At 39.1% G+C, this 17,005-nt stretch carries 17 protein-coding genes; 12 read left to right on the forward strand and 5 right to left on the reverse strand.

Annotated elements, in window-relative coordinates; all coding sequences use genetic code 11:
* Window positions 1-2: 2 nt before the first annotated feature.
* The gene (locus tag CWB77_RS14855) at window positions 3-305 is read right to left on the reverse strand and encodes an isoamylase early set domain-containing protein (protein ID WP_010388937.1); all 303 of its coding nucleotides are present in this window, start codon (window positions 303-305) and stop codon (window positions 3-5) included.
* 377 nt (window positions 306-682) lie between these two features.
* Here CWB77_RS14855 and CWB77_RS14860 point away from each other — a divergent pair, with 377 nt between their 5' ends.
* Window positions 683-1,606: a hypothetical protein gene (locus CWB77_RS14860; RefSeq protein ID WP_010388938.1), complete on the forward strand. Its 924-nt coding sequence runs from the start codon at window positions 683-685 to the stop codon at window positions 1,604-1,606.
* Window position 1,607: 1 nt separating this feature from the next.
* Here the strand turns inward: CWB77_RS14860 and CWB77_RS14865 are convergent, their stop codons facing one another.
* From CWB77_RS14865 to CWB77_RS14875, 3 genes are all read right to left on the reverse strand, one after another.
* Window positions 1,608-2,633: a GGDEF domain-containing protein gene (locus CWB77_RS14865; RefSeq protein ID WP_010388940.1), complete on the reverse strand. Its 1,026-nt coding sequence runs from the start codon at window positions 2,631-2,633 to the stop codon at window positions 1,608-1,610.
* Window positions 2,634-2,776: 143 nt separating this feature from the next.
* Window positions 2,777-3,154 carry a hypothetical protein gene (locus CWB77_RS14870; protein WP_138623399.1) on the reverse strand — a complete coding sequence of 126 codons (378 nt, stop codon included), beginning with the start codon at window positions 3,152-3,154 and terminating at the stop codon, window positions 2,777-2,779.
* Window positions 3,155-3,410: 256 nt separating this feature from the next.
* A complete protein-coding gene (locus CWB77_RS14875) occupies window positions 3,411-3,839 on the reverse strand; it encodes an Lrp/AsnC family transcriptional regulator (protein ID WP_010388942.1) in 429 nt (142 codons plus the stop codon).
* Window positions 3,840-4,027: 188 nt separating this feature from the next.
* On the opposite strand from CWB77_RS14875, the gene CWB77_RS14880 reads away from it, so the two are divergent.
* The 4 genes from CWB77_RS14880 to CWB77_RS14895 all read left to right on the forward strand — a co-directional run bounded on the left by CWB77_RS14880 (window position 4,028) and on the right by CWB77_RS14895 (window position 8,643).
* Window positions 4,028-5,233, forward strand: coding sequence for an aspartate aminotransferase family protein (locus tag CWB77_RS14880; RefSeq protein WP_075170229.1), 1,206 nt, complete (start codon window positions 4,028-4,030; stop codon window positions 5,231-5,233).
* Window positions 5,234-5,302: 69 nt separating this feature from the next.
* Window positions 5,303-6,337 carry an arginine N-succinyltransferase gene (gene astA / locus CWB77_RS14885; RefSeq protein ID WP_010388944.1) on the forward strand — a complete coding sequence of 345 codons (1,035 nt, stop codon included), beginning with the start codon at window positions 5,303-5,305 and terminating at the stop codon, window positions 6,335-6,337.
* An 8-nt stretch (window positions 6,338-6,345) separates the two neighbouring features.
* On the forward strand, window positions 6,346-7,812 hold the full coding sequence (gene astD / locus CWB77_RS14890) for a succinylglutamate-semialdehyde dehydrogenase (RefSeq protein ID WP_138623401.1): 1,467 nt from the start codon (window positions 6,346-6,348) through the stop codon (window positions 7,810-7,812).
* 27 nt (window positions 7,813-7,839) lie between these two features.
* Window positions 7,840-8,643, forward strand: a complete 804-nt coding sequence (locus CWB77_RS14895; protein ID WP_010388946.1) for a DUF1338 domain-containing protein — start codon at window positions 7,840-7,842, stop codon at window positions 8,641-8,643.
* 72 nt (window positions 8,644-8,715) lie between these two features.
* Here CWB77_RS14895 and CWB77_RS14900 read toward each other — a convergent pair whose 3' ends face one another.
* Window positions 8,716-9,996, reverse strand: coding sequence for a flavohemoglobin expression-modulating QEGLA motif protein (locus tag CWB77_RS14900; protein ID WP_075170231.1), 1,281 nt, complete (start codon window positions 9,994-9,996; stop codon window positions 8,716-8,718).
* A gap of 145 nt (window positions 9,997-10,141) precedes the next feature.
* On the opposite strand from CWB77_RS14900, the gene CWB77_RS14905 reads away from it, so the two are divergent.
* From CWB77_RS14905 to CWB77_RS14935, 7 genes are all read left to right on the forward strand, one after another.
* Window positions 10,142-10,399 carry a DUF3081 domain-containing protein gene (locus CWB77_RS14905; protein WP_010388948.1) on the forward strand — a complete coding sequence of 86 codons (258 nt, stop codon included), beginning with the start codon at window positions 10,142-10,144 and terminating at the stop codon, window positions 10,397-10,399.
* A complete protein-coding gene (locus tag CWB77_RS14910; RefSeq protein WP_171043280.1) occupies window positions 10,399-10,701 on the forward strand; it encodes a hypothetical protein in 303 nt (100 codons plus the stop codon). Before CWB77_RS14905 ends, CWB77_RS14910 begins: the two co-directional genes overlap by 1 nt.
* A gap of 439 nt (window positions 10,702-11,140) precedes the next feature.
* Window positions 11,141-11,716: a transcriptional regulator BetI gene (betI, locus tag CWB77_RS14915; RefSeq protein ID WP_081374111.1), complete on the forward strand. Its 576-nt coding sequence runs from the start codon at window positions 11,141-11,143 to the stop codon at window positions 11,714-11,716.
* 1 nt (window position 11,717) lies between these two features.
* Entirely contained in the window at window positions 11,718-13,181 is a 1,464-nt protein-coding gene (gene betB / locus CWB77_RS14920) for a betaine-aldehyde dehydrogenase (protein ID WP_138623403.1), read from the forward strand.
* 9 nt (window positions 13,182-13,190) lie between these two features.
* Entirely contained in the window at window positions 13,191-14,852 is a 1,662-nt protein-coding gene (gene betA / locus CWB77_RS14925) for a choline dehydrogenase (RefSeq protein WP_138623406.1), read from the forward strand.
* Between the two features lie 166 nt (window positions 14,853-15,018).
* Window positions 15,019-16,236 carry a BCCT family transporter gene (locus tag CWB77_RS14930; protein ID WP_010388954.1) on the forward strand — a complete coding sequence of 406 codons (1,218 nt, stop codon included), beginning with the start codon at window positions 15,019-15,021 and terminating at the stop codon, window positions 16,234-16,236.
* Window positions 16,237-16,244: 8 nt separating this feature from the next.
* A complete protein-coding gene (locus tag CWB77_RS14935; RefSeq protein ID WP_075170234.1) occupies window positions 16,245-16,949 on the forward strand; it encodes a TorF family putative porin in 705 nt (234 codons plus the stop codon).
* Window positions 16,950-17,005 lie beyond the last annotated feature (56 nt).

Raw genomic sequence — 17,005 nt, forward strand, 5'->3', positions numbered from 1 at the left:
CCTTAATTAATGCGTTGTGTATTTACTATACTGTTCTCTGAACCAAAATTATTAGCCCGATAACCATCAGCCTGATGGTCGTTATCCCACTGCTTACCATTAATCAAATAACGAAAGTGAAACTCTTTATCAACAGGCAAACGCTGTTTACACTTAAACACACCCAACTTTTTGTTCAGTTTCATTGGCACTGGCTGCCAATCATTAAACTCCCCAAGTAAACAGACATCATCAGCATCAGGATGAGAAAATTCAAACGTGACTTCTGCTTCGTTTTTTGTCTTAAAAAAGCGTTTATTCAACATAATAGGCTCCAACTAAACCGTAAGGGTTATTCATCTTTGCCACAGGCCAAACAGCTTAAATAGGCGATGTGGAATCCATTCATTCACATAAAAACAAGCTTAAAGTTAAACAAAACTTTATTTACGCATTATTACAGTGCGTTATTTATTTTACCGCACTAGGTTGGTGCAGTTTTCAACCATTTTAAACAGGTTTTTAGGTAAGCTCTTTAACTGAGCAATTTTTAAACCAACTACACCCGATTAAATTTCTTTTACAACAATTCACACATAATCGTTTTTTATTACCGCATTGAGGTTAAAAAACCTTTAGCTTAACCACATCATCAGCGATAATAATTATCTACCTAGCCAATGCCGATAAATATTTAAAAACTATGATTAAAAAAAGCATTCTTATTACCTCTGTTATTGTTTTTCTCACTACCATTGCTGTTGTTGGTAGTTCAATTTATACACTATATAGTAAAAAGCTTGTCTCTGTAGACCCAAAGTTAAAAGAAATTTCCGGCATTGAGTTTGATAAATATAAACGTCTTTGGGCTATTAATGACAGTGGCGACGAACCTAAGCTATATAGACTCAATGACGATGGCTCTATCGCTAAAGAAATTTTAGTCAGCAACGCAAAAAACATTGATTGGGAGGACATGACACAAAATAACTTTGGTCATTTTTTCTTGGGTGACTTTGGTAATAATAAAAACGAACGTAAGTGGCTAACCATTTATAAAATAGAAAACCCGATTGATATTAAAACAAATACCACTGAAGCCGAGATAATTAAATTTACCTACCCAGAATTAGACGGCAGTCCAATACAACCTGATCAACGCAATTATGACTTAGAAGCTTTTGTCGCTTTTGGCCGGCACTTATATTTATTTACTAAAAACCGAACTGAACCCTTTGATGGTATTACCAATGTTTACAAAGTAGGCGATCATGCAGCAAATTTTGACGCCCAGCTAATTGACTCATTTAGAACCTGCACCACCATGGAAAAGTTATGCTGGATCACCTCTGCAGCACTTAGCCCAGATAGAAAAAAACTTGCGCTACTAGACTCAACCAGCATTTGGCTGTTTGAAAATTTTAAAGGGGATAAGTTTTTCTCTGGTGATGTGTCTAAAATTGATCTTGGTATTGTGACCCAAAAAGAAGCGATCACGTTTTATGATGATAATACAATTGCCTTTACCGATGAGGAATTTAAAGGCATTGGCGGTAATGTTTATTTTTTAAAGCTCGATCAAGTTACTAAGGTAAAGGTACAGCGAAGCCACGCACAAGCCCAGTAGGTTAAAATAAATCTATTTCTGAATCGTTTTCTTGTACGTTGATTAGCTGTTCAGCGATTAAATCTTCGTATACACAAAACTTATCTCGGCCATTATTTTTAGCGTAATACAGTGCTTTGTCGGCGCTTTCTATTACAGTGATTGGGAAATCATAAGGGCTAATACGTGCTAAACCAGCACTGATCGTCATGTTTTCAACAAAAGGAAACGAAGTATTTCTGACGAGTTGTAAAAATTCTGCCATTTTATTACATATGGAATCTGCATCAGTGGGCTCAAAAACAATCACAAATTCTTCACCACCAAAGCGAAAAATTAAATCGGTTGAACGAAAAAAGTGACGCATTTTTTGCGCTAATATCAGCAGTACTTCATCACCGCAAATATGACCATACTTGTCGTTTATATTTTTAAAATGATCAATATCTAAAATAGCTAACCAAGATGTAGATGCGTATTTTTGTTGCCTTTTACCCTCATCTCGAGATGAACTGTGAACTTTTAATACTTGTTTTTCAATCAGTTGTTTTATTTTTTTTTCAAAAGTTTGTCTATTTAATAGTCCTGTTAATTTATCTCTTTCGTTTTCATGAAGAATCACTAAATAATTTTCAAAAATACGACAAAAAGCATTTAACATCACCTGGGCTGGACTATCTAGGCTGTTTGAAACCACAGAAATTGCGGCGACTGTTTTCTCTTGGCGGGTAATGGGTAACCAACGGCGTTCGATGCCATCTGTTGATTGCACCGTGATAATACAAGCAGAACGTAAGCATGATAGAAGCTCATCCTCGGGGTGTGCAACAATTTGTCGTTGTACCCACTCAAATTGCTTTTCACCAGTCACTTTCAAACATAGGCTTTGTTCAATGGTAAGTTGACCCTGAACTTCTATGTCTTTATAAACTGAAACTTCTTTACACCCAATAAACTCTTGGATGGTCGATATCAAGCTGTATTCAAGTGAGTCTACGTCTCTGTTTTTTGTTATTTTGATAACTGAGTTTAGTAAATTTTCTTGCATTGTACTCCCTAAAGCAAACTGGGCATTAACAACTCATAAATTCAGCATAGACCACAGGGTATAATATGCTAATTAAAATATTGAAATACCAATGTCACCCAGTCAAATAGGGAGTTTCGGGCAAAATTTGAACAAAATATAACTTAGCTATTCGTCATGCAATTTATAAATTTTTCAGATACGAGCGTTATGGCAACCTTATCAGTGTACATAGCCTGACTATTTTTTGTAATAAAGTCAGCACATTGCGCTTGTGATTGTTTGAATTTTTGCTTACATGAGTTTACTGACTCACCAATAACTTCTTGATAAATACTTTCATCACATAAGCTATTGGCAAACTGACTCGCGCCAGTAATAATCTCATTAATATTGACGGGTGAGGATTCTAGTTTAAAAAATATGTCGCTGTAAGTTTCAACCGTTATGTTATCGCTTGAGTCAAATAAAGTGGCCTTTGCACTTAAATATGAGCCACCTATTATTAATAGGGCTGCAGCAGCTAGTGTTGTGTATTTCATAACATTTCCTTGTAATGTTTTTGAGCTGTTTTGCCAAAACGTCCTGTTTCTCACATTGTAATCAACTAGTGTTCTTGCATGTAATAACTATACTTATCAGGTTTGTTCAGTATTGGAGGATTGTGGCAAATGCAGGGGCGAAAAGCCTATTGATTTGGTCAAAAACAATCCTTGTTTCTAATAACGGTGAGATTACAATTAAGTGAGCCTAAATGCAAATAATTAATACTCACTGAATGGTTAGAAATAAATCTAATTAACGCTTAAATTTGGTTTCTAAAATAACCGATGAACGAGTGCGCTCTACCCCATCTAAATTACCTATATCGTCTAATAAGTGGCTTAACTGCTCGAGATTTTGAGCTTCGACAATGGCAATTAAATCAAATTCACCGCTAATTGCATACAACTGAGATATGGCATCTATTTGTTTTAACTCTACGTTGGTTTTAGTCGTTAGCTTTTGTTTGACCTTTATTGAGACATGTGCAGAAACTAAGCTATTTAAAAAATCATCTCCAAAGTCAACGTTATACCCTTTAATCACCCCACTTTGCTCCAACTTAAGCATGCGACTTTGCACTGTTGAGCGGGATAAATTTAAATGCCTTGCAAGGTCAGAAATACTTGCTCTAGCGTTCGTTTTTAATACTGATAGTAGCTTTTTATCTTGGGGAGTTATCATAATGCTAATAAGGTTCGTTATTTTGACTATTATTCTAATCATTTTTCACAAAATAGCACTGCAAATTTAATCCATAACCTTTGATAATGACATTTTTAATAAGTATGAACGCATTGTATTGCTGAATAAGCCTGAGCTTATCGTTATTTTTCAGCAACGTTTTTTATGTGATTAATTTAGGTGTAAAAATGCAAGTAACCAGAGATTTATTTAACGACGTAATGGTCCCTAATTACAACCCATCTGCAGTTATTCCCGTTCGTGGTGAAGGCTCACGCGTGTGGGATCAAAATAACAACGAATTTATCGATTTTGCCGGTGGTATTGCGGTTAATTGTTTAGGTCATTGTCACCCTGCATTAGTGGGCGCACTAAAAGAGCAAGGCGAAAAAATTTGGCACTTAGCAAATGTAATGACCAATGAGCCAGCACTTCGCTTAGCTAAGAAAATGGTTGATGCTACCTTTGCAGAAAAAGTTTACTTTGCAAACTCAGGAGCTGAAGCAAACGAAGCGGCTTTAAAGTTAGCGCGTCGCTTTGCTTTGGACAAATTTGGTGCTGAAAAGTCTAAGATCATCGCTTTTAATAAAGGCTTTCATGGCCGTACTTTCTTCACTGTAACTGTAGGTGGCCAAGCCGCTTATTCTGATGGTTTTGGGCCAAAGCCTGCTGATATTGTTCATTGTGACTACAATGATATTGCTGCCTTTGAAGCCTTAATTGGCGATGACACTTGTGCAGTAATGATGGAGCCATTACAAGGTGAAGGCGGTATTGTGCCACCAACCAATGAGTTTGCACAAAAAGTACGTGAGCTGTGTACTAAACACAACGCACTGCTTATTTTTGATGAAGTGCAAACGGGTGTTGGCCGTACAGGTCACTTATACGCATACGAAGGCCTAGATGTTATTCCTGACATTTTAACCACAGCTAAAGCATTAGGTGGCGGTTTCCCAATTGGCGCCATGATTACGACTACTGAAATTGCAGCACACCTAAAAATAGGGACTCATGGTTCTACCTACGGTGGTAACCCATTGGCATGTGCTGTTGCAGAAGCTGCATTTGATACAGTAAATACCCCTGCGGTTTTAAATGGCGTAAAAGAACGTGAACAAATGTTCCGTGATGGTCTAAATGCCATTAACGAAAAATACCATGTATTTAGTGAAATCCGTGGTAAAGGCTTACTTATTGGTGCTGCATTAAATGAAAAATTTGAAGGCCGTGCTCGCGACTTCTTAGTTGCAAGTGCTAATAACGGTTTAATGAATTTAGTAGCCGGAATGAACGTTATCCGCTTTACACCTTCATTAGTAATCCCATTTGAGGATATTAAGGAAGGCTTAGCTCGCTTTGAAAAAGCAGTAAGCGAAGTTGTAAACGGTTAATCACTAAGTAAAACATATAAAGCCCTGAGATAAATGTTTACCTCAGGGCTTTATTGGAGCAAGTAGTTAATGCAAGTATTACGTCCTATTACTGTCAATGATTTTGCAGCACTTAAAGAGATTGCCATTGAATCAGGCCATGGTTTTACCTCTTTACCTGTCGATGATGGACAACTACAAGAAAAAATAGACCGTGCACAAAACAGCTTTACTAAAAATGTAAATAAGCCTATCGATGAAAGCTATTTATTTGTTTTAGAAGACAGTGACACTGGCAAAGTAATTGGTACTACCGCCATAGAAGCGGCCGTCGGTTTGTCTGTGCCTTTGTATCACTACCATTTAGGTAAAACTGTCCATCATTCACCCACCTTAAACGTTTACAATACCGTTGATATTTTAAGTATGTGTAATGACTACACAGGCTGCTCAGAAATATGTACTTTATTTTTACGTGAAGACAGCAGAAAAGGCTTAACAGGGCGGTTTTTATCACGTTCACGCTTTTTATTTATGGCACAACACAGTGAACGCTTTGCCGACACTGTAATTGCTGAAATGCGTGGCGTGAGTGATGAACAGGGGCACTCTCCATTTTGGCAATGGTTACAAGAACACTTTTTTAGTATTGAATTTCCACAAGCTGATCACTTAGTTGGTTTAGGCGATAAAGTATTTATTAGCGAGCTTATGCCTAAATACCCTATCTATGTAAACTTGCTAAGTAAAAAAGCACAAGCGGTGATTGGTCATGTTCATGATAAAACCAAGCCTGCACTTAAGTTGCTTGAAAAAGAAGGGTTTGAACATCGTGGCTACGTTGATTTATTTGACGCAGGTCCCACGGTAGAGGCAAAGCTCGGTAATATTCGCAGTATTCGTGATTCACAAGTGTGCCCAATTACCATTGGTGAACTTGAACATATTAATGAGCAAAGCTCAGATACCCTAGCTATTTGTAATCAAGGGGTTAGCGACTTTAGAGCCACGTTCACTAAACACGCTCATTATAATCAAGCAAAGCACACCTTAGTTATCAGCCAAGAAGTAGCTGATGCACTTCATTTAAATCAAGGAGATGCAGCGCGATTTTTCCGCCTGTAACACTATTTATGAACACACAACTAATTAATAACCAATGGCGCGCAGGCCAAGGCCCTGCTTTTAATTCTGTTAATCCAAGCAATGGCGAAGTTGTTTGGCAAGGTAATGGTGCCAGCCCCGAACAAGTTAGCAGTGCTATTGAAGCGGCAAGAGCCGCGCAAATTCAATGGGCAGATATGCCAATTGAACAACGTATTACCATTTTAGAAAACTTTGTTGCCCAATTAAAAGAACACAGCGAAGAATTTGCTAGCATTATTGCTCGTGAAACAGGTAAACCACTATGGGAAACGCGCACAGAAGTCGGTGCGATGACAGGCAAAGTTGCTATTGCTATCCGTGCTTACAATGAGCGAACTGGCACAACCGAAAACCCAATGCCTGGCGCAAAAGCCTTCATTCGCCACAAACCACATGGTGTAGTGGCTATTTTTGGCCCATATAATTTCCCTGGGCATTTACCAAACGGTCATATAGTCCCTGCTATATTAGCGGGTAATACCGTGGTGTTTAAACCATCAGAACTAACTCCTCACGTAGCACAGTTTACTTTAGAGCTGTGGCTAAAAGCAGGCTTACCTGCTGGGGTTATAAACCTTGTTCAAGGTGAACTGGAAACAGGTAAAGCGCTTGCCTCACATCAAGATATCGATGGCTTATTCTTTACTGGTAGCTCAAACACAGGGCATTTATTACATAAACAATTTGCTGGTCATCCCGGTAAGATCTTAGCGCTTGAAATGGGCGGTAACAATCCGCTAGTGGTTAAAGATGTTGCTGATGTGAGCGCAGCCGTTCACGATATTATTCAATCGGGCTTTATTACTTCGGGTCAGCGTTGTACTTGTGCACGTCGATTATTTATTGAAAAATCAGCCAATGGCGATGCTATTTTAGAAAAGCTGATAAGCGCAACCAAAAATATCCTTGTAGATGATAGCTTTGCTGACGATCAACCATTTATGGGTGCCATGATCAGTGAAAAAGCCGCCTTAGGCATGGTTGCAGCGCAAGCTGACCTAGTTAAACAAGGTGCTGAGGTACTCGTTGAGCTTAAACAATTAAAACCAGGCACTGGCTTTGTCAGCCCAGGTATTATTGATGTCACTAAAATCGATGAAATCGCCGATGAAGAACACTTTGGCCCGCTAATTAAAGTATATCGTTACACTGACTTTGATAGCGCTATAGCAGAGGCGAATAACACCAGCTTTGGTTTATCTGCAGGTTTACTTGCAGACAGCGAAGATGATTACAGCCACTTTTTAAAACGTATTCGTGCCGGTATTGTTAACTGGAACCGCCCTATTACAGGCGCATCAAGCGCAGCGCCATTTGGTGGCATAGGTGCCAGTGGTAACCACAGAGCTAGTGCATACTATGCTGCTGATTACTGCGCATACCCAGTGGCCTCAGTAGAGTCAGAAAAAGTTAACTTACCGCAAACCCTCGCGCCGGGCTTAATTATTGAATAACAATTTTAGAAAATTTAAGGATTTACCATGCATACTGATGTAAACACATTATTTGATAACTTATGGCAAAACTACCTAACAGTAACGCCATCAGCTGATAAAATTCATGACTTATTAGGCTCAACGCAAAAAGACGACATTATTAACGACCATATTGCACTGCGTACTTTTAACATAGAAAAAGTAGGCCTTGAAAAACTAGCTGCGCACTTTTTAGCTATTGGTTATAAAGAATGTGGTGAATATCACTTTGAAGCAAAAAAACTCTACGCCAAGCATTATGAACATAGCGATCCGACACAGCCTAAAGTGTTTATTTCTGAATTATTAGTTGAAAAATGTTCGCCTGAGCTACAAGCAATCGTTACGGATATGGTGGCACAAATTGACGAAAGCGCTGTGACTGCCGATAATTTTTTATATTCAGGCACACATTGGCAAGTAAGCACTGATACTTACAAAAAGTTATTAGCTGAGAGCGAATATGCAGCGTGGATGTCTGCGTGGGGTTACCGTGCAAATCATTTTACTGTGAACATTAATACCTTAGCTAAATTTGATAACATCCATGATGTAAACCAAGCTCTTAAAGATGCCGGTTTTGCACTTAATACCTCAGGAGGCGAAGTAAAAGGCTCACCAGAAGTGCTATTAGAGCAATCATCAACATTAGCTGATGAATACGCTGTGACCTTTAGCGATGGCGATATGCGCATTCCTAGCTGTTTTTACGAGTTTGCTATTCGTTATCCAAAACCTGATGGTGAAATTTACACTGGATTTGTTGCAGCCTCTGCAGATAAAATTTTCGAGAGCACCAACGCACGTTAACTGTGTTGTGCTAAATTAAAAAAAGCCCATTTTTGGGCTTTTTTTGTTTCTGAGAAAAAGCTCACTTATAAATCATAAAAACAACGGCTTGTAGTCGTTTTCTAATTGTTCAAATGACAAATTACCAATAAAACGACCAAAGCTCAGCCACGTAGCAAGTCCTCTTAAATCTTTAAAATGAGGCGGCACAAATTGTGGGTTTTCAATCACACCTAAATCATGTAGTTGCGATATTAACCTAAAGTCATCAATTGATATTTTACCCACCAGCAATAGCGGTAATTGGTCAATTCTGCCAAGCTGTATCGCCACCCGAATTAAGTTATAAACCAATACAAAGCCTTTTATATAAGCAATGTCTTTAGTAAACGGTAAGCCGGTTGCGGTGCTACCTCTAAATACACGCTGTGCAAGGGTGTAGCTGTCGTCTTTTGATAACCCTTGTGCTACATAATCTCGGTATATATCTACAAACTCAGCACCATCAATCACTTTGGTGACCGCTTGAATACGGTTTACTAATTTTGATAAGCGACGTGGTGTTGATTTAAGAGTAATTATTTCGGTCAGTACTGCAAGCCCTTCTTGGGTAACGGTAGAGCTTGGCGTGCCTTTACTCAAACAAGTTAAATAAGGTTGCGCTAAGCCATTTTGAGTGGTGCCTACATGGATCCAGCCCTCGTGCACCTCTAAAATATCTAATTCGCGCTGAGAAAACTTAACATCTTGATTAAGCTTTATATTGTTAGCTCCTGCTGCCGCATCACTGACAATTCCATCACTAAGCATTACTTCCACATTAATCCCTTGCATACTGGCATTGACCTGCTCAGACAAAATACGCACCGCATCACTGGCATCAATATTTTTAGGATCTTCAGGCAAAATGTTCGCATCAAGCAAACTTTTTAATGGCTGCTCAAGCATATTAGCAAGCTCAGATAACGATGGCTCACCAGCATGAAAAAGGTCTTTTGGATGCCCAAAAAGCTCTACCGACAAGTCATGAAATTCGGCAGTACCTCGGTACTCTAGCATATTAAGCACTGTTTTATATTCGCTACACATTTTACCCATATATTGAGTTATTGGGTTTAATTGCCCCAACTGATTAATAATATTTCGGTGCAGTGTTGAAAATGCTTGGCGCAACTCACTAGGCACAAACCCTAAATCTCGCTGTTGGTAGTAAGCACGGTCTATTAAAGGATTTTTTTGGCATTTTTGCCTAAAAAACTCTTCTTTAGTCTGTTTATCCCAATTGATTGCATCGAGAATTCTAATTGGGGTTTGCAGCGCAATGAGTTGGTCGGATAAGTCACGAGTTTTTAAAAGTAACGCCTTGTCTATCATGGTAAAAGCTCAACATAGAGTGAGCTCTGAGCATAATTTATAAATTAAAAATAGCAAAGCAATATCACACATTCTTGACTATTGTTTTTATGATGATCGACCCGCATATCTATAGCGTATGAAAGAATAAATAAAGGTGCAGACAATGAAAAATGAAATCGACAACAAACAGATTCTAGCGGTTTACGAACGTATCCAGCAACGAGGTGAAACCACAGAAGAAGGTAAGCTTTATCAGGGAGTCACTGCATTTTCTGATATTGACGGCTATACCGTTTACTTACAAGGCAGTGGGGTGTTATTACGCTTTGGATTTCATAATACCTACCATTTAGATTACGAACATGACAAACACAAAGACGACTTTTTGAAGAAACTTTACAACATAGCTAATGAAGAGTAATGCGACCAACAAATAGACGAAATAGACCAACTAGTTCGCGCAATTTGCAGTTTATTCACCAAGTTATTGCGCAATTAAAAGCTGAGCCTGAAAAGCTGCAACTGATAAAAAATAATCTTGCTTATTACCGCGAAAAAACACACTTAAAGCGCGGTTTTTTGCTCGCGATTGAACGTTTTGATTGGGTGTTTGAAGCGACTGATAACATCGACGAAATTTGTGAGCAGATTATGGCCGATGACTATATTGGCAATCGTTTAAGACGTTATCCCTTATTATTTAAAGGTGTTGTTGAAAGCTAAACAGCGCCTTATTTTTCTCCTACTTCGCGTTAACATTTGTTTAATTTACCTCCCATATTTCTCTTTGAAACCGGATTTTGATCGCAACAACATATCTATTCCCTTTACCTTTATATAAATGCCCTGCTGGTAAAAAATACAATTAGTACTCTAATAGTTATCGCACTAACAAATAAATCACTAAAAGTTTCACTCACCTCGTAAAGAATTGATTACACTATAAAGAACAACACCAATAAAACATACAAATCATTGTTATTTAAAGACTTTAAACAAGGTCTTGAGTTGTTAATTTTGCATCATTTCATACTCATTTTGTTAATTATTTATCCATACTTTACTCTCTTGCCATTTACACAAGCCTTGAATTGTTAGAGCTATTACCTTAAGCTTATCTTTATTGAACGATCAATTAATAAAAATTATGCCTAAAGTTGGAATGGAACCTGTAAGGCGTCAGCAGCTAATTGACGCGACTATAGAGTCAGTTGCTCAAAAAGGATTACAGGCGACTACGATCAATAGTATTAGTAAAAATGCTGGAATGTCATCAGGCATAATTAGCCATTACTTTGGTGGGAAACAGGGGCTAATTGAAGCAACTGTGCGTTACTTACTCTCGAACTTGAAAGACGACTTAATTAGTAAGGTTAATGAAAATACCACAGCAACTCAAAGGTTAATGTTTATTGTTGAATCAAACTTTGCGCTAGTACAACAACGAAAAGACACCACTCGGACGTGGTTAAGTTTTTGGGCGCAATCAATGCACGATAAGGAACTTCATCGTTTACAAAATGTAAACAGTAAACGCTTGCAAAGCAATTTAACCGTTTCATTTAAGCAATTAATGCCTTTAGCGCAAGCAACCCTCGCGGCTGAATTAACCGCAGCAATGATTGATGGCTTATGGCTTCGTGCCGTATTAAGCCAATCAGACGAAAATCAGTTTAAACACAGTGAATCACTAGCTAAAAACTACGTGCATTCACTTATCAAGCAATATGGAGCCTAACGTGACTACACCTATCTATCAAAACTTTATCAACGGCCAATTCCTTGCAAATAAAAGCGGCGAAACATTTGATGTAGTAAATCCTGCAACCGGCCAGGTAATTTATTCCGTTGAAGTCGCTGACCAGCATGTTCAAAACGCAGCGATAGAAAGTGCAAAACAAGGCTTTAAAGTTTGGTCAGCGATGACCCCTATTGAGCGCAGCCGTATTTTACTAAACGCCGTTGCTATTTTACGCGAGCGCAATGATGAGCTTGCACTGGTTGAAGTGCTCGATACTGGTAAACCAATGCAAGAAGCTAACTGCGTAGATGTTGAAACAGGCGCAGATGTAATTGAATATTTTGCAGGTCTTGCCCCTGCACAAGTTGGTCAACAACAAATGGTTGGCGATGACTTTTACTACACACGCAAAGAGCCTTTAGGTATTTGTGCCGGTATTGGTGCATGGAACTACCCATTACAAATTGCATGTTGGAAATCAGGCCCAGCCCTCGCAGCGGGTAATGCATTTATTTTTAAGCCGTCTGAAGAAACGCCGCTTGGTGCAATTAAATTAGCCGAGGTGTTTATTGAAGCAGGCGTCCCTGCTGGCGTATTTAATGTAGTTCAAGGCGCCGGTGAAGTAGGCCAATGGCTTACTGCACATCAAGATATTGAAAAAGTATCATTTACTGGTGAAGTAGGTACCGGTAAAAAAGTAGTCGCCAGTGCTGCAGGCACATTAAAAGATGTGACTATGGAACTAGGTGGTAAATCGCCATTATTAGTATTTGATGACGCCAACATTGAGCAAGCAGTAAGTGCTGCCATGCTAGGTAACTTTTATACCCAAGGTGAAATTTGTACGAACTGCACTCGTATTTATGTTCACAAGAATGTGTATCAACAATTTATTGATGAACTTAAAACACGTACCGAAAACAATATTATTGCCGGTGACCCGCAAGATTTAAATACTAACTTTGGCGCGCTTATTTCTAAGAAGCATCAAGATTTAGTGATGAGTTACATCGACAAAGGCCTTGAAGAAGGCGCAACATTATTAACCGGTGGCTCAACGCTTTCACCTGCATCAGCGCCAAATGGCTATTTTGTAGCGCCGACAGTGTTTGTTGATTGCAACGATGAAATGACCATCGTTAAAGAAGAAATTTTTGGCCCAGTAATGAGCGTTTTAGTATTTGATGATGAAGATGATGTAATTGCACGTGCTAACGGCACTCACTTAGGTTTAGCTGCAGGCGTTTTCACTAGCGATATTAAACGCGCTCATCGCGTAATTCATCAACTTCAAGCCGGTATTTGTTGGATTAATGCTTACGGTAACTCGCCAGCAGAAATGCCAGTGGGTGGCTATAAGCAATCGGGTATTGGTCGTGAAAATGGTATAGAAACACTTGATCATTACACGCAAACTAAGTCTGTTTATGTTGGTATGGCCGACATAGAAAGCCCGTTTTAAGGAATCATCATGAACTTTGATTATATTATTGTAGGCGCGGGCTCAGCTGGCTGTGTGCTAGCAAATCGCTTGTCTGAAGATTCAAGTAACAAGGTATTGTTACTTGAAACCGGCGGCAGCGATAAAAGTATCTTTATAAAAATGCCTACCGCATTGTCTATTCCAATGAATACCGATAAGTTTGCGTGGCAATTTCATACGCAACCAGAGCCACACTTAGATAACCGTGAAATGCATTGCCCTCGCGGTAAAGTACTTGGTGGCTCATCTTCGATTAATGGCATGGTGTATGTGCGTGGCCATGCTAAAGATTTTGACGAATGGCAACAGCACGGCGCTAACGGCTGGGATTACCAAGCGTGTTTACCGTATTTTAAAAAAGCAGAAAGCTTTTACCTAGGTGAAAATGCTCATCGTGGTAGTAAAGGCCCACTAGGTGTTAATAACGGCAATAACATGGAAAACCCGTTATACACTGCATTTATTGAAGCGGGTGCAGAAGCTGGTTACTCAACCACAAATGACTACAATAGTGCTCAACAAGAAGGCTTTGGCCCTATGCACATGACTGTTAAAAACGGTGTGCGCAGCTCTGCTTCTCGCGAGTACTTAGACCCAATTAAGCATCGTAGCAACTTAACAATCGTTACCGGTGCACTTGCTCAGCGCGTTATTTTAGACGGTAAAAAAGCAACTGGTGTTGAATACAAACTCAATGGCGCAGTAAAAACAGCACAAGCAAGTAAAGAGGTTATTTTAAGTGCTGGCTCTATTGGTTCGCCACACCTACTACAGCTTTCAGGTATTGGCGATACACAAACCCTTGAAAAAGCAGGTGTTGATGTAAAGCATCACTTACCAGGTGTAGGTCAAAACTTGCAAGACCATTTAGAGTTTTACTTTCAATATAAGTGTAAACAACCCATTACTTTGAACGGTAAATTAGGCTTGTTTTCAAAAGGCTTGATTGGTGCAAAATGGCTGCTTACCCGTAAAGGTTTAGGCTCAACTAATCATTTTGAATCATGTGCCTTTATCCGCTCAAAACCCGGTGTTGAATGGCCAGATATTCAGTATCACTTTTTACCGGCAGCAATGCGTTACGATGGACGCAGTGCTTTTGCAGGGCATGGTTTTCAAGTGCATGTAGGTCATAACAAGCCTAAGAGCCGAGGCAGTGTCACTATTGCATCAGCTGATCCAACACAGCCACCTAAAATTGTATTTAACTACCTAGAGCATCAAGATGATATTGAAGGCTTTAGAGCGTGCGTACGTTTAACGCGTGAAATCATTGAACAACCTGCCTTTGACAATTTCCGTGGTGAAGAAATTCAACCAGGGCAACAAGTTCAAACTGATGAGCAAATTGATGCCTTTGTTCGCCAAGCAGTAGAAAGTGCTTACCACCCTTCTTGCTCTTGTAAAATGGGTGAAGACGACATGGCGGTGGTTAATTCAAACACTCAAGTGCATGGCATGCAAAGCTTGCGTGTGGTTGACTCGTCAATTTTTCCAACAATACCTAACGGTAATTTAAATGCGCCTACCATTATGGTTGCCGAGAAAGCCGCTGATATTATTTTAGGAAATAAGCCCTTAGCTCACACAGGAGTTGATGTTGTGAATGCCACTAATTGGCAAACTACACAACGAAATAAAACCCTTTAATTTAGCCTGCCATAAAGGCCACTCTTTTAAGCAAAATGCTTTAAGGAGTGCCTTTATGCGCCTTGCAGTGGCTCACAAGCATAAATAGGTTATGTCTGTGTTAATGCAAGCACAATAAAAAACGGAGTATATATGTGTTACTTTTATTCATTCTGGGAGGGCGATAATGACTATTTGGCTTAATGCTGGCATTATTTTCACCTTACTTGCGATTGTTGCTATTTTAATTAAATGGGGCAATGTACGCGTAGTAGGCGTCACACCAGTGAGAACATTCACCTTTATAGCAATCCTGTTTACCTCGGGCCTAGACGTTGGCCTCATTATGTTTCCTTTAACCGAATTTGCCGGTTATGCAGACATAAAAGCAAGCCCAGAATATGCATTTGCCAATCCTCTCTCTATTGAGTTTGGTTATTGGGGATTTTTAATTTGGGGATTTTATTTTCTTACGTGCTTTTATTTCTGTGTAATAGAACCCAAAGTAAAATTTTTTGAAATTCCATGGGTTAAATTTTTAAACAACGTAGTCATCATTGGTACTTGTGCGTTTACCGCTTACTTACTATTGAGCAACCTACCGTGGTATTTACCTGAACTCGGAGACGGCTCAAATGTTATTCCTGAGTTTTACTTAATCGTGCTTGCCGCTATTTGTTTTGCGGTGTATTCAAGCACCGATATTAAATATGTTCGCTTTTTAAGCATTGCTACTACTTGGTTGTTTATCGCGTTAATTGGTTTTATGTGGGCTGATGCCTTCTTATTTGGCGATAGCGAACTCTCTGCATTTACTAAAAACATTGGATTAATTGGTAATTACTTTGCCAACATCAATGAGTTTGTATTACCACTGAATGATTACCATGAGTTTTACCTATTTTGGTGGTTTGCGTGGAGCATCATGATTGGCCAGTTTACATCACGTTTTGTGGGTGGTTTAAAAACATACCAAGTACTCGGCGCTATGTTAATTTTCCCGTCAATACCAATCGCTATCTGGTTCAGTGTGTTATATCACTACCACGAAGCGGGCATTCCAACTGCAGGCATTAAAAACTTTGCCATGGTGTTTGTAGGTATTGTGTTTGTTATTAACTCGCTTGATTCACTGATCCGTCTATACACAGATAATTTAAACTTAACTGTAAAACGCTTTGGTAAATTTAAGTATATTGCCATGAATGTCGTCGCTTTATCATTATTAACACTGTTATTTAAACTTGAGTTTTTGCAAATTCAATGGGTTGGTGCTTTAGTTATAGGGTTATTCTTTATTTGCATTGGTTTTATTGCCTACAGCAAACTTAAAACAGTCAGCAATATCGAAGGATCGCCTAAAGCGAATAAAATTGATTACACAAAAATAGAAACTATCAGCTAGGAAATCACATGAACAATAAATTAAAACAACTTTTTATCGCTTTACCATTAACTGTTTTATCAACAACAGCAGCAGCTAACTGGTCAACAACAATTACTGCTGCCTCTGATTACACCTTTAATGGTGTTACTCAAACAGATAACGATCCAGCGCTACAAGCAAGTCTTGACTATGCGTACGATAACGGTGTTTATGCCGGTGTATGGGCATCAAACGTAGATTTTGGTGATGATACCGACTTCGAACTAGATGCATATGTAGGCCGATACATTCAGTTAAACCAACAAGTAAGCCTTGATTACGGTATTGCTTATTACACTTACCAAGGTAATAACAGCGATGGTAACTACGCAGAAGCGTATACTAAATTTGGTTACGCCAGTGACTACGGTCAAACAGAGCTTAACTTTTGGTACAGCTGGGATTACTTTGGCTACGATACTGGCCATGTGATTTCGATGATTGCGCACACTTTCGAGCTTGCACCAAATCATGCAATTCGTGCCAGCTTTGATATTTCAAACTCACTCGATGGCAACAAATTTCAGTGGGATGAAGCTAAGGGCGACAAATCGTATCACCATTACCGCTTAGCTTACCAAACAAGCTATGAAGGGTTTGGTATTGAAGTAGCTGCTGAGAATACCAGCTTGGACTACGATTACGCAGATGAGCGAATTGTACTCGCTATTTCACGTACTTTTGACTTGTAATAACTAGGTTTACCATTTAGTAAACACAAAAAAACACGCTACTGGTTAGCGTGTTT

Source organism: Pseudoalteromonas sp. S1610 (genome assembly GCF_005887465.1).
GTDB lineage: Bacteria > Pseudomonadota > Gammaproteobacteria > Enterobacterales > Alteromonadaceae > Pseudoalteromonas > Pseudoalteromonas undina.